This is a genomic window from Neobacillus sp. DFD-2R, from assembly GCF_057747865.1.
Genome location: NZ_CM173228.1, coordinates 1121543 through 1135712, shown reverse-complemented (window position 1 = coordinate 1135712; position 14170 = coordinate 1121543). Strand labels below are relative to the sequence as shown.

The following is a 14170-nucleotide window of genomic DNA, read 5'->3' as shown; positions in this document are numbered from 1 at the left end:
TAGCTTTATGGCCCTGATATGAATGGATCATAAAGATTATTTCGACCCCCGAGGTAATTGGGAATAAAGATTCCTAGATTAACAGCCTAACTCCCCCCACTTAGGGGGCCCCTGGAAGTGGACAGCTCTTACTTTTAAATTTTGCCCGATAGCGGACAATAAATCCGCTCAATTAGTTCTCGGATTCTAAATGATGTTCCTCTTTTTCAATCCCGTTAAGAAACTTTAATACCGTAAAACGATCTCTTAAATGATGGGCTTCACTTAAACTTCTTTTTACAAGATCACTATCAATACCAAGCAAAAGCATGGCCAAGCCGGATTTTATTAAGGCTTCTATTAATACCCGTATTCCTTCTTATTTCCCTCTGCAATTTGATCGGCATTTTCAATACATGCTTTTAATGCATCCCGTGTAATTTGTGCAACAACTGGACAATAGGGTTCTCCTCCGATGAGATGTCCAAACTTCCAGTCAGCAAGGCGGATTAACGATATATGGAAAAAACTTTGGAAACTATGATCAGGATATTGTCGCTCGAATTTTATATGAAGTTGTCAATGATTAAAAAGGGCCGCTCAAAAAGCGACCCTTTATCTATTTGGTTTATGTTTAGATGATTAACGATAAATAACGTCATTCCAGCGTAGTTCATTATTAAACGCTTGTGTATTAGTGTCATTATTAATAACGACCATTTCGATTCCGGCTAGTTCGGCAAAGTCTCTCAATTGTTCGGTCTTAACCTTATATGAGAAGCCAGTATGGTGGGCTCCGCCTGCTTGAATCCAATTTTCAACAGCTTGACTTAAAGAAGGCTGAGTTTTCCATAGCACTCTTGCAACAGGAAGATTAGGCATATCTTTCTCCGGCTGTACTGCATCTACTTCATTAACTAATAGACGGAAACGGTGTCCAAGGTCAACGATAGATGCATTCAGTGCAGAACCGCCTCTTCCATCAAACACGATTCTCGCAGGATCTTCCTTACCGCCGATTCCAAGCGGATGAACCCCAATTTTAGGACGGGTTGCTGAAATTGTTGGGCAAACCTCAAGCATATGGGCACCAAGAACCATTTCATTTCCCGGCTCAAAATGATACGTATAATCTTCCATGAAGGAAGTTCCTTCATTGCCGGCAATGATTTTCATCAGTCTTACGAGAGCAGCTGTCTTCCAGTCACCTTCACCTGCAAAACCATAGCCTTGTTCCATTAAACGCTGCACAGCAAGACCGGGAAGCTGTTGCATTCCATGTAAATCTTCAAAAGTGGTCGTGAATGCGGTATAGCCGCCTTCAGTTAAGAACGCTTTCATTCCAAGTTCAATTCTTGCTTGATATCGGATGGAATTTCTAATCGGACCATCAGTAAGACCTTCAGGCGTAATGTCATATTGCTCTTCATATTCAGCCATTAACCGGTCAAGATCTTGTTCCGTTACATCATTCATACGTTGAACAAGGTCACCAATTCCGTAACCATCCACTGTCCAGCCAAACTTGATTTGCGCTTCTACTTTATCCCCTTCGGTAACAGCTACTTGGCGCATATTATCACCAAATCTCGCAACCTTTAAGTTTTTACTTTCTTCAAAAGCAACTGCCGTTCTCATCCAGCTGCCAATGCGTTCTCTAACTTCCGGGTTTTCCCAATGTCCAACAACAACCTTACGCTTTACTTTTAAGCGGCTTGCGATGAAACCATGCTCACGGTCACCATGTGCAGCTTGATTTAAATTCATGAAATCCATATCGATAGAATCCCAAGGGATATCACGATTAAATTGTGTTGCTAAATGAAGATAAGGCTTTTGAAGGGAAGTTAGCCCGGCAATCCACATTTTTGATGGTGAGAAGGTATGCATCCATGTAATAATACCGGCACAATTTTCATCCGCATTTGCTTCCAGGATCAGTTTGCGAATGGACTCAGAATCCTTTACTACTTCTTTAAAGACTAATTTAAACGGTACAGCTGAATCATCGTCCACCCCATTGACGATCGTTCTTGAATTCTCTTCCACTTGTCTTAGTACATCTTCTCCATATAGCAATTGACTTCCGGTTACAAACCAAAACTCATAAGATTTAGTAGTAGTTAACAAGGTAAATCCCCCTTAAGTGATGAATGATTATTTTAAATTGATAGAGTTATTACGCTATTTTTGTCCGTAATAGGCATTAGCTCCATGCTTACGGAGATAGTGTTTATCCAACAAAAATTGATCAATAGGCTTAATCTGTGGATTAAGCTGGAAAGTTTGCAAAGCCATTTTGGCTATTTCCTCTAGAACAACAGCATTGTGTACTGCTTGATTGGCATTATTCCCCCAGCAAAATGGTGCATGACCCGATAATAGAATCCCCGGCATTGCTAACGGATCAAGTTTTTCCTTATCAAAGGTTTCAATAATGACATTCCCTGTTTCAAGTTCGTATCCTCGTTCAATTTCCTCTTGAGTTAGGGTACGTGTACAAGGAATTTCCCCATAAAAGTAATCCGCATGAGTTGTACCCAGCGCAGGAATCGGACGCCCCGCTTGAGCCCAGCTTGTAGCCCCTGGAGAATGAGTATGAACAATTCCACCAATTTTCGGAAAGGCACGATATAGAGCAAGATGTGTTGGTGTGTCTGAAGATGGACGCAAAGCTCCTTCTACAACTCTGCCTTCTAAATCCATAACAACAAGATCAGTTATTTCTAACTCTTCGTAAGGTATACCGCTTGGTTTTATAACCACAAGACCTTGTTCACGGTCAATTCCACTCACATTCCCCCATGTGAACGTAACCAATCCATGTTCAGGAAGCTGCAAGTTAGCTTCTAATACCTCTTTTTTTAAACGCTCTAACATACTGTTTCCTCCTTCTTTTCTAAGGAGCTTTCCTTTTTAATTTGCTTTAACGTTTTCATTACATTGTTGTCACCGCGGCCGAAATAATCATAGAGGCGAGCATACTCATTGAAGAGCTGATCATAAACTCCTGCATTCTTTTCAATAGGTTGATAGACATAGTCTTTTACTCTACCCATATCTTTAGCGGCATCTGTGATACTATCGTAGCCCCCGCGTTCTTTTCCAGCTGCAACAGCTCCGAACATCGCTGAGCCTAGTGCTGGCGTTTGGGAAGACGCTGAAATCTTAATTTCCATATTTAATACATCAGAATAGATTTGCATCATCAGGGCATTTTTCTCAGCAATTCCACCGCATGCATAAAATTCATTTATCGGAACCCCGTGTTGACGGAATGTTTCAACAATCATTCGTGTACCGTATGCTGTTGCTTCGATTAACGCACGATAAATTTCCTCCGGTTTTGTGAGGAGGGTAGCTCCTATAAGTACACCCGTAAGGTCAGCATCTACAAGAGTTGAACGATTTCCATTCCACCAATCTAACGCTAAGAGACCGCTTTCACCGACAGTTAGTTTACTTGCCTTTTCTGTTAATAACTCATGGATGTCTATACCCTTCTCTTTTGCTTCTTCAAAATAGGTTGCAGGAACACAATTTTCAGTAAACCATTCAAAATGGTCACCTACACATGATTGACCGGCTTCATACCCCATGTAGCCGGGAATTACGCCATCTTCTACAACGCCACACATACCCGGAACAACTTTCTCTTCCTCTCCCAGCAAAATGTGGCAGGTTGAAGTCCCCATGATGGCTAATAATTTTCCCGGTTCAGTTATGCCAACTGCAGGAACGGCAACATGAGCGTCGACATTGGCAATTGCTATCGCTGTACCTGGATTTAGCCCGGTTAACTTCGCTGCTTTCTCCGTAATTTCTCCAGCTTTAGATCCAATTGAAACAATTTTGTTTGAAAGTTTATCTTCAACTACATTTTCCAACCTAGGATCTAGCGACTTAAAAAAGTCACGGGATGGATATCCCTCTTGTTTGTGCCAGATTGCTTTGTAACCGGCTGTACAGCTGTTGCGCTTAATTTCGCCTGTCAATTGAGAGATGACCCAATCCGTTGCTTCTACTATTTGGTCAGCAGCTTCATAAATCTCAGGGGCTTCATTAAGGATTTGCCATACCTTCGGGATCATCCATTCTGATGAAATTTTTCCACCGTAACGCTGTAAGAATTTTTCCCCACGTTGCTCAGCAATTTCGTTTAATCTGTTGGCTTCATCTTGTGCCGCATGATGTTTCCATAACTTTACATAGCTATGTGGATGGCTGCTGAATTCCGGTTTAAAACACAACGGAGTTCCAATCGCATCAATCGGGAGGACCGTACAAGCTGTAAAATCGATCCCTAAGCCGATTACATCATTTGCTGAAACTTGTGCTTTCTTTAATACTTCCGGAATCGTAATCTGTAAAACTTCAAGATAGTCGGCCGGATGCTGCAATGCCCAGTCATGTTCTAGCTTTGTAGTTCCATCCGGAAGGTACTCATCCATTACCCCATGTGTATATTCCTTAACTGCGGTAGCCACTTCTTTACCTGTTCCTATCTCAACCAGCACTGCTCTTCCTGATTGTGTACCGTAATCAACACCTATTGAATACTTAACCATTTGATATCACCCTTTATTTGTTGATCTTTATACAAATGATAAAAACTATTGCTGAACACTCCTTCATTCATCCTTACAAGTTTCATTAAATATGGATAACCATTTAAGTTGTACGTATAACTTTAATTAAAGTTTATCACCAATTAATTTTTTTTCAATGAAAATAGAAAGAATTAATCATTTTATCTTTCTTCTTTGAAAATTAGAGACGAATAAGAGAAGAATTTCCCTAAAAAATAGGTAGGCCTAATTCAAAAGCCTACCCGGTTATACAAAATTCATTATGATGCTTTATTTTTGTTATAAATATCAAAGGCAACGGCAAACAGTAGCACAAGTCCTTTTATGCCCTGTTGCCAGTCAATCCCTAGACCAATAATGGACATACCATTGTTCATAACTCCCATTACAAGGCCGCCGACAATTGCACCGCCTACTGTTCCGATACCGCCGTAAGCAGATGCACCGCCAATGAAGCAGGCAGCAATCGCGTCTAGTTCAAATAAGTTACCCGCTTTCGGAGTAGCTGCATTTAGACGTGCAGCAAAGATTAGTCCGGAAAGGGCTGCAAGAACACCCATATTTACAAATACCCAGAAGGTAACCTTCTTCGTTTTGACACCGGATAAGCTTGCTGCTTTCTCATTACCTCCGATGGCATAAACGTGTCGACCCATAACAGTCTTTTTCATCACAAAAGAGTAGATTACGATTAAAGCAAACAAGATAATTAAGATATCCGGAATTCCTTCATATGTAGCAAGCACATATGTGAAAATATTAATTAAAATAACCATCGCAATAAGCTTGCCAAAAAATAACCCTTTAGATGATACTTCAAAATTATATTTTAGCTGAGTTTTCCGGAGTCTTGCTTCATTTACTATATAGATAACTGAAAAGACTATCCCAATTACTAGTGTTAAAATATGTAAAGGTCCTTCCCCATTGCTAAAAATATCAGGGATAAACCCGGAGCTAATATCTTGGAAGGAATTAGGATATGGTGCAACAGATTGTCCCTTTAAAACAAGCATCGTTAAACCTCTAAATAGCAGCATTCCTGCTAACGTAACAATAAATGCCGGAATTTTGACATACGCTACCCAAAATCCTTGCCAAGCTCCAATTAAAGCACCAATCGCTACTGAAATAAGGATAGCGAGAAACACCGGCATATGCTGATTAATAATAAGGATTCCTGAAATAGCTCCGACAAAAGCGGCTACCGATCCTACAGACAAATCAATATGACCAGTAATGATGATTAGAACCATTCCAATAGCTAAAACAAGGATATAGCTGTTTTGCAAAATCAAGTTGGTAATGTTCAGAGGCTTTAATAAAATACCATCAGTTAATACCTGAAATAAGATCATGATTAAAATTAACGCAGTGAACATTCCATATTGTCTCATATTGCTTTGGAGCAACTTTACTATCGAGTTTTTCTTTTCTTTTTGAGGCTGCTCTTGAATTTGGGTTAGCGTACTCATCTTTTTTCCCCCTTGCTCTTGGTCATAAATTTCATAATTTTTTCTTGCGTTGCTTCCGCCTTATTTACTACCCCGGTCATTCTTCCTTCATTCATTACATAAATACGGTCACACATACCGAGCAGTTCAGGAAGTTCTGAGGAGATGACCAGTACTCCCTTTCCATCATTAGCTAATTGATTTATGATCGTATAGATTTCATATTTCGCTCCCACGTCAATTCCTCTTGTGGGTTCGTCTAACATTAAAATATCCGGCTCAGAGAAAATCCATTTACTAAGTACAACCTTTTGCTGGTTTCCCCCACTTAAATTCCCAGTTTTTTGCAGAATACTAGGTGTTTTAATATTCATTTTCTTACGGAATTTTTCTGCCTCTTCCACTTCTTGGTATCCATTTACGACAGATTTTTTTGAAATCCGTTTTAAATTTGCCAATGAAATATTTGACTTTATATCATCGATTAAAATTAAACCGTAGTGTTTTCGATCTTCAGTAACATAGGCAAGTCCATTATCGATGGCTGCAGTGATATCCTTCAATTGAATCTCTGAACCATTCTTATATAAATGTCCACTAATTTTCTTACCATAAGATTTTCCAAAAATACTCATTGCCAATTCTGTCCTACCTGCACCCATCAAACCGGCAATCCCGACAATTTCACCTTTTTTAATATCAAAACTTACACTATCAATTACTTTTCTATCACTATGGAGAGGATGGTACACATTCCAATCTCTAACTTCAAAAATTACATCACCAATGTTTGGAACCCGTTCCGGATAACGATTGGTTAAATCTCTGCCAACCATTCCTTTGATAATCCGATCTTCTGAAACCTTTTCCTTTTTCACATCAAGTGTTTCAATGGTTTGTCCATCGCGGAGAATTGTTATCGAGTCTGCCACCTTGGAAATTTCATTTAACTTATGAGAAATAATGATCGAGGTCATTCCTTGTTTTTTAAATTCTAACAATAAATCTAATAGATTTTCACTATCATCTTCATTTAAAGCAGCTGTAGGCTCGTCAAGGATCAAAAGCTTTACTTTTTTTGATAGAGCCTTGGCGATTTCAACCAACTGCTGCTTTCCTACACCAATATCGTTTATTAAGGTATTGGGATTCTCTGATAAACCAACCTTTTGAAGCAATCCTCTTGTATTTAAGATTGTTTCATTCCAATTAATTACACCGCGTTTCGCCTGCTCATTGCCTAGAAAAATATTTTCTGCAATGGAAAGCTCCGGGATTAGAGCCAATTCCTGGTGAATGATGACGATACCTAAACCTTCACTGCCTTTTATATCTTTAAATTCGCAGACATTTCCATTAAAAAAAATATCTCCCTCGTACGTTCCATGTGGATAAACACCACTTAATACTTTCATTAATGTCGATTTCCCTGCACCATTTTCACCGCATAAGGCGTGAATTTCGCCTTCTTTGACTTGAAGATTAACATTATTAAGCGCCTTAACACCCGGGAATTCTTTCGTAATTTTCTTCATTTCTAAAATAGTAGCTGTCATCCATTCACCACACCCTTACAATGTAATAAATGATTTAGTGATGGCTATAGGCACTACCACTAAATCATTTAATTTACTAATCTATTATTTGCTAAGCTGAGATTCTTTATAGTATCCGCTATCAATTAATACAGACTTATAATTTGTTTTATCAACAGAAACCGGTTGTAACAAATAAGCCGGGACGACTTTTACACCGTTGTTGTAGGTTTTTGTATCATTCACTTCAGCCTTTTTGCCTTTCAATACTGCTTCAGCCATATCAACAGCTTTTTTAGCTAGTTCACGAGTATCCTTGAAGACTGTTTGAGTTTGTTCACCGGTAATAATTGATTTAACTGATGCTAACTCCGCATCTTGTCCGGTTACAACCGGTAGCGGCTTTGCAGCCGTTCCATAACCTACACCCTTTAAAGAGGATAAAATTCCAATACTGATTCCATCATACGGAGATAATACAGCGTCAACTTTTTCAGTTGAATAATGGGCGCTTAACAAGTTATCCATTCGTGACTGCGCTGTTGCACCGTCCCATCTTAATGTGGCAGCTTGTTCGAATTTTGTTTGTCCACTACGGACGACTAGCTTTCCGGATTGGATGTATGGTTTTAATATAGACATTGCACCATCAAAGAAGAAATACGCATTATTATCATCCGGAGATCCGGCAAACAACTCAATATTGAATGGTCCTTTTCCATCTTTTAAGCCTAGTTTATTTTCAATATAAGATCCTTGCAGCACACCAACTTTGAAATTATCAAAAGTTGCATAGTAGTCAACATAAGGAGTTTTCTTAATTAATCGGTCGTACGCAATAACCTTAATTTTTTGTTTATGTGCCTTCTCTAAAACATTTGTTAACGCTTCACCATCTATTGAAGCAACAACGATAACGTTTGCTCCTTTAGTAATCATGTTTTCTATTTGGGAAACCTGGTTTTCAACAACATCTTCCGCATACTGAAGGTCAACTTTATAACCACGCTTTTCAAATTCTTTTTTCATGTAATTCCCGTCATTAATCCATCGTTCAGAGGATTTTGTGGGCATCGCAATACCTACATATCCTTTGTTTCCATTACCTCCAGTTGCACTTGAACAAGCTGCAAGCGAAAACACCATAACAGCAAGTAATAAAATAGATAAAAGCTTTTTCATTGATTTTCCCCTTTCCTTACTTTCTTTTTTATCTCAATACCATTTAGGTATGTGAGGTCGAAATAATAAGACCAATAAACCCATTAGAAAACCCTTTCAGAATACGCTTTCATTTTAAGTAAAAAATAATCTAACAATAAATTTGGTTTAGCATTAATTTCGATTATTGTACGTACATCAATTACAATTATAAACAATAGTTCTATCAAAATACGTTTTTTTTTATCAAAACCAACTATTTGTACGTACAACCATTATAATTCATGCCTTATAGGAAATGCAATAGTTAAAAATGTGACAAAAATAAAAAATTTTTACCATTAGATATGCTCTATCTGATAAAATTGGTTAAATAAAGCTCTTTAGATTTTCTGCACTTTTTATTACAATAGTATATAAGGAATAATGTTGTACGTATAAGTTATTTAGAGTTGAAAGTGGTGGTACACAATGGTACAACAAACAAAACATCAAATGGTACTAGCTAAGATAAAAGAATGGATTACAAGTGGTCAGGTAAAGCCCGGAGACAAGATCTATTCAGAAAATGAGCTTGTAAAAATGTTTGGCGTAAGCAGGCATACTGTCCGCCAAGCAGTGGGAGATTTGGTCCATGAAGGCTGGCTGTATCGAGAACAAGGTGCCGGAACATTTTGTTCTAACAGATTGGTTCAAAATCAAATTACAGACCAAAATTCCGCTCCTAATAGTAAAAATATTGGCGTCATAACAACTTACATTTCTGACTATATTTTTCCCTTGATTATTAAAGGAATAGAATCCTATTTGTCGGAACAAGGTTATTCTTTAACTTTGGCATGTACAAATAATGATGTTGAATTAGAGAAACAATGTTTACAAAGTATGTTAAGCAGAAATATTGATGGTCTCATTGTGGAGCCTACAAAAAGCAGCAGCTACAATCCAAACATCAATTATTACTTAGAATTGGAACACCATAATATCCCTTACTTGATGATTAACCAATTCTATTCGCAGCTTATCCCTTCCCATATTATTGTTAACGATGAAAAGGGAGGCTTTCTCGCAACAGATCATTTAATTAAACTAGGACATGAAAAAATTGTTGGGATTTTTAAAACGGATGATCTCCAAGGTGTATACCGTATGAAGGGTTTTATCCGTGCATTTAGGGAAAACAACATACCATTTTTCCCTGAAATGATTATTAATTTCACCACGGAGGAACAAAAAGAAAAGCTTATCGAAAATATAAAGGATATTCTGGTATCTTCTGAGACCAGACCGACTGGGATTGTTTGTTATAACGATCAGGTTGCATTATCTGTATTTAATGTTTTAAGGGAATTAAACTTATCGGTTCCTAAAGATATTTCAATCGTTGGCTATGATGATTCTTATTTGGCTGAAGCTACAGAAATAAAACTAACATCTGTTACTCATCCCAAAGAGAAAATGGGTATCGATGCTGCTAAATGGATTGTTTCTGCTGTGGAAAATAAAAATTCTGAAGGATCGACTCAACATTCGATTGTTTATGAGCCTGAGCTTATCGTAAGAAATTCAACGGCTTCTCTAAAAAGTGAATCGATTGAAAGCAATTAAATCTATGTCACTGTTTTAGCTAAAAGAAATCCTAAAACGATTCAAAGGGATTGCGATCAGTACAAATACTTATACAGAAAAATCCCCCTTGAATTTATTCATCTTAATCCAAGGGGGATTTTTCTTTAATACTCATATTAGTGAAGATAAACAAGCTATTTCCGCTACTGGTTTTAGTGCCGTTTCCGGTTGTCTTTTTCGGTGGTTATACCATATTGACTGCCTTTCTACTTCATAGGATCCATACTCATTCTCAAAAATTCAAATTATTTTTAATTTTTGGCACCTGCCACTACCGCTTTTTTTAAGACGATTCTTACTGTCGATAGCCCCCAAGCAGGTACTTCAACATTGATTGACCCATCGGGGTTCACTTCCAAAGAGTAGAGATCTTTTTCGAGCAAATCCATTTCCCAAACTTCTGTGATCTTCATCCCTGGAATCGTAATAGTGGCGGTCTGATTTTCTCCGGAAATTTCTTGAAATCTCATTAACCAACCTTCAGCCCATTTAGCTTTTTTAATGGTAATTAAAGAAATTTGTTCACTATCAATATCAACCAATGAAAATTGTTCCTTTTGATGATAAGGAGCTTTTAGTTCTCTAAAATCCTGAAAACTGATCCGGTGTCCATATAGCGGCCTACGAATTTCCCAGCCAAACCGGTAGGCATCCTCTTTTTTAATTATGGACCGACTGGTTAAACTATATTGAAACGAAATTTTCCCTCCTTGGGAGGCCTTATAGTTTGTATTCCAATAGTTATTTAGGACATACGAGAATATTCGGCTTCCGGATAAAGCCAATTCTTTTGGCCAATTTCCTTTTACAACATCACCGATACAAAATAACGGGATATCAGGAGAGGCAATAAACACATTTGCATCCTTTCCTTCCACAAGAATCCCTGTTTGAAGCGGGAGCCATTCTTTGCATCCTCCCGGTAATTGCTCCTTATCCCAGTTCACCCACCCAAGCTGTGAATCTGATAATGTTTCGGCGTGTTCAATACATAATGGAAATGCAACATAAGCAGCTTCCTTTTCTAAGTGCTCTTCTTTGTCATATAGAAAGCTTACATCCAGACGCTTTACCTTGTTTAACAATCTCCATTCCACTTCAATATTTCCGTTTGGTATTTTTCCTTTTATTTTTATTAATGATCCATAGGAAAGTTTTTGAACTTCGTAGTTTTGTAAGGAAAAATCATAGAGTATTTCCGCGTTTCCTTCTAATAGATCCTTTTGGTTCCCGACAAGGCGAGTACCTTCTCCCCCTTTTACATAAAGGAATTGTCCAAAGCCCCACTTATCCTCCAAATCTACTAATTCTTTTTGAAGTTCTTTATCATATAGGCTTATAATAAAGCCTTTTTCAACCTCAAACATCACCCGGTAATATTCATTTTCTAATGTAACTATTTTGCCTATCGTTACTTTTTCCAATGAATTCTGTTTTTCTGCTATGGCTCTATTAGGTGTCTTCATTTCCTTTAATTCCATCCGGCGATAGCTTAACCCGGGGATTTTTTCCACCCAAAAAGCAACAATGGCTTGTGAGCTTGTTGAACGGATTAAGTAAGTTGGAATTACTTCCCCTGTTCCTTGATCAAACAATTGTTCATTTTGGCCTATTTCAACAATTATCTCACCGCTAACAATCCAACTATGCGGATTGTACACAACAATTTCTCTACCATTGTTATTCCAATTTAGACTATGCCTTACTGCGGCTGTATGAAGAAGACGTTGGGCCCATTGGAATCCATCTTTTGCAAAATGCTCTTTAATTGCCCACTGGTCTTTTTGCAATAATGCAAACGGATCTGTTCCACTTAAAAAAGCGCCCCATGTATGTTCAACAAATTGGAGATTAGCCCGCCACGCCTCATTAAACTGTTTTTCTGGAAATTCCCAGCCCTTATTATGGATAACAGCCAGTGATTCAAGTTTCTCTGCAGCAGGAAGCATTGCCTGTGCTTGTCTTATTTGAACAGCTGGAACAATTGTTGAACCCACTCCATCCTCCCAATAGGCTCCTCCATCTCCTTTAACTGTTTTGAATGAGTCTCCAAAATTGGATTCAACATATTCAAAAAATGTATTTACATCACTAGCAATTAATTTTGGATACGCATATGTTTCATTCCAACTTTTCGTAAATTCGATTGGCTGCGGGTCAATATCCGTATTATCCGCCTCTTGCCCGTAAAGCAGGACAGCATCCGGTTGATATTCATCTGTTTCATACTCATCAAGCCACATTTGCAATCCTCGTTCTGCAGCACTATTGGTAGGAGGGCTTCCACAAACCTTTCGCAGCTCACAATACATTTTGGCTAACCAAACAAGAACCCTTCCTCCATTTACACCTTCCCAATAATAGGGGGAGACTTTGTGAAGTCCTCCATTTAATCGGAAAGGACCACGATCCTGATTATTCGCATGAACTAAATACTTCACACCCGAACCTTCGTATACCGCCGGGAGCGATCCGGATAAGGAAGGTACATCCACCACAGATGTATAGTTTGCTCTCAGTCCTTTCTGTCTGAGTAATGATTCCGTGTACTCTCCGTTTCGGATAAGCTCCTCTAATGAGGCAAATTGTGTTAAAAGGTCTACATAAGAGTGGGGAACTCCTATCCTTCCCGCTTTGATAAACTTAAACATTTTCTCGACTTTTTCTTTATTACGTGTAGCCATGTATGTTTCAAGAACCCATGATGCATCAAGGTGATAAGCAAAAGCAGGTATGTCCAATTTTTCCATTGTTTCTTTTTCTAAAAAATCTAAAGCAGCATCAATATTTCTGCATAACCGTTCAGCTACTTCCCACTGCCGATGGGTATAGCCGATATCCGTATGTGAATGTGGGGTAATATATACCTTCCATTTACGCCTGCGCTTGAATTTACCGGTTTGAATGAAATTGTCACCTTTTAGCTCATATTCAACAATGCCTTCTCCATCAATCAGATGGAAGCTGGTATAAAAATGACCAAAGTTATGTTCGGGTATATGGAATGTGATTTTTTTCTTCTTGTTTTCAAATTGAAGTATTAAAGTTAATTCTGTTTCTAAAATGGGGTGATTTAATTCAAGATAGAAATGACATATTTCTGAAAGCTCACCGTTGCTTGTTTTTTTGTAGAGTACTGAAGGTTTGATTTCAACCGTTTTAATGGTGGTGTTCAATTCTTCATCAAGTCTTGAAAATGTGATAGCTTGGTAGATAAAACCGGCACCATTTGCCATACGATCAAGTCGTTTTATTTTTTCGATATTATCAATATAGAAGAAATCTCCTCCATCTCGGCTGGTTAATACAATTGAATTTTCGCCTTTAACTAGGAGATGATTTGGGATAATGATTTCTAATATTCCCTCCGAGTAGATAGTAGTATGTAAGCCTGAATGAAGGGTAATCTCGTCTGATTCCGATGGCTTTGGACGTAAATATCCATTTCCTTTAACCCCATTCACAGCAATTTCAAGATAGGCCAAACGCGGGGCAATAACGAGATAGTAAATTTTTAAACTGTAACAAGTACTTGGTTCTTCATTCAAATTAAATTTAATGGTATAGGGATACAGTCGATAACCGGCATCCGGATCAGCCTCGCTCGGATGAAAAAGAGGCCATTTTTGTTCTTCTGAATCAATATTGACATTGAAAACATGGTTGCCGAATAGATTAGGCTGTTTGTAATTGTCTATTAGTTTCATAGAGTGGCCCGATGGAGAACCAATCGACCACAGAAGATCCTCTTTCATTTTAGCTACCCCTTTATCAATTATCTTAATTGCCCTTGTAATCTTTTATCTTGTTAAAAATATAGCAC

General features: G+C 38.1%; 8 protein-coding genes. 1 reads left to right on the top strand and 7 read right to left on the bottom strand.

Going from position 1 to position 14170, the window contains the following annotated elements:
* Positions 1 to 621: 621 nt before the first annotated feature.
* The 6 genes from araA to chvE all read right to left on the bottom strand — a co-directional run bounded on the left by araA (position 622) and on the right by chvE (position 8739).
* Positions 622 to 2109: an L-arabinose isomerase gene (araA, locus tag AC3ANV_RS05375; protein WP_488312640.1), complete on the bottom strand. Its 1488-nt coding sequence runs from the start codon at positions 2107 to 2109 to the stop codon at positions 622 to 624.
* 54 nt (positions 2110 to 2163) lie between these two features.
* Positions 2164 to 2859 (bottom strand): L-ribulose-5-phosphate 4-epimerase, encoded by a 696-nt coding sequence (araD, locus tag AC3ANV_RS05370; RefSeq protein ID WP_488312639.1) that lies wholly within the window; start codon positions 2857 to 2859, stop codon positions 2164 to 2166.
* Positions 2853 to 4547: a ribulokinase gene (gene araB / locus AC3ANV_RS05365; protein WP_488312638.1), complete on the bottom strand. Its 1695-nt coding sequence runs from the start codon at positions 4545 to 4547 to the stop codon at positions 2853 to 2855. Before araB ends, araD begins: the two co-directional genes overlap by 7 nt.
* A gap of 281 nt (positions 4548 to 4828) precedes the next feature.
* Positions 4829 to 6043, bottom strand: a complete 1215-nt coding sequence (gene mmsB, locus AC3ANV_RS05360; protein ID WP_488312637.1) for a multiple monosaccharide ABC transporter permease — start codon at positions 6041 to 6043, stop codon at positions 4829 to 4831.
* Positions 6040 to 7578, bottom strand: a complete 1539-nt coding sequence (gene mmsA, locus AC3ANV_RS05355) for a multiple monosaccharide ABC transporter ATP-binding protein (protein WP_488312636.1) — start codon at positions 7576 to 7578, stop codon at positions 6040 to 6042. The genes mmsB and mmsA overlap by 4 nt, the downstream gene beginning before the upstream one ends.
* 84 nt (positions 7579 to 7662) lie before the next feature.
* Positions 7663 to 8739 carry a multiple monosaccharide ABC transporter substrate-binding protein gene (gene chvE / locus AC3ANV_RS05350; RefSeq protein ID WP_488312635.1) on the bottom strand — a complete coding sequence of 359 codons (1077 nt, stop codon included), beginning with the start codon at positions 8737 to 8739 and terminating at the stop codon, positions 7663 to 7665.
* A 450-nt stretch (positions 8740 to 9189) separates the two neighbouring features.
* Here chvE and AC3ANV_RS05345 point away from each other — a divergent pair, with 450 nt between their 5' ends.
* A complete protein-coding gene (locus tag AC3ANV_RS05345; RefSeq protein ID WP_488312634.1) occupies positions 9190 to 10326 on the top strand; it encodes a substrate-binding domain-containing protein in 1137 nt (378 codons plus the stop codon).
* Positions 10327 to 10598: 272 nt separating this feature from the next.
* Here the strand turns inward: AC3ANV_RS05345 and AC3ANV_RS05340 are convergent, their stop codons facing one another.
* Positions 10599 to 14102 (bottom strand): glycoside hydrolase family 38 N-terminal domain-containing protein, encoded by a 3504-nt coding sequence (locus AC3ANV_RS05340; RefSeq protein ID WP_488312633.1) that lies wholly within the window; start codon positions 14100 to 14102, stop codon positions 10599 to 10601.
* Positions 14103 to 14170 lie beyond the last annotated feature (68 nt).

Bases quoted from the DNA above. Each gene is read 5' to 3' on its own strand.
- araD (WP_488312639.1), bottom strand. From the start codon at position 2,859: ATGTTAGAGCGTTTAAAAAAAGAGGTATTAGAAGCTAACTTGCAGCTT.
- araB (WP_488312638.1), bottom strand. From the start codon at position 4,547: ATGGTTAAGTATTCAATAGGTGTTGATTACGGTACACAATCAGGAAGA.
- mmsB (WP_488312637.1), bottom strand. From the start codon at position 6,043: ATGAGTACGCTAACCCAAATTCAAGAGCAGCCTCAAAAAGAAAAGAAA.
- mmsA (WP_488312636.1), bottom strand. From the start codon at position 7,578: ATGACAGCTACTATTTTAGAAATGAAGAAAATTACGAAAGAATTCCCG.
- chvE (WP_488312635.1), bottom strand. From the start codon at position 8,739: ATGAAAAAGCTTTTATCTATTTTATTACTTGCTGTTATGGTGTTTTCG.
- AC3ANV_RS05345 (WP_488312634.1), top strand. From the start codon at position 9,190: ATGGTACAACAAACAAAACATCAAATGGTACTAGCTAAGATAAAAGAA.
- AC3ANV_RS05340 (WP_488312633.1), bottom strand. From the start codon at position 14,102: ATGAAAGAGGATCTTCTGTGGTCGATTGGTTCTCCATCGGGCCACTCT.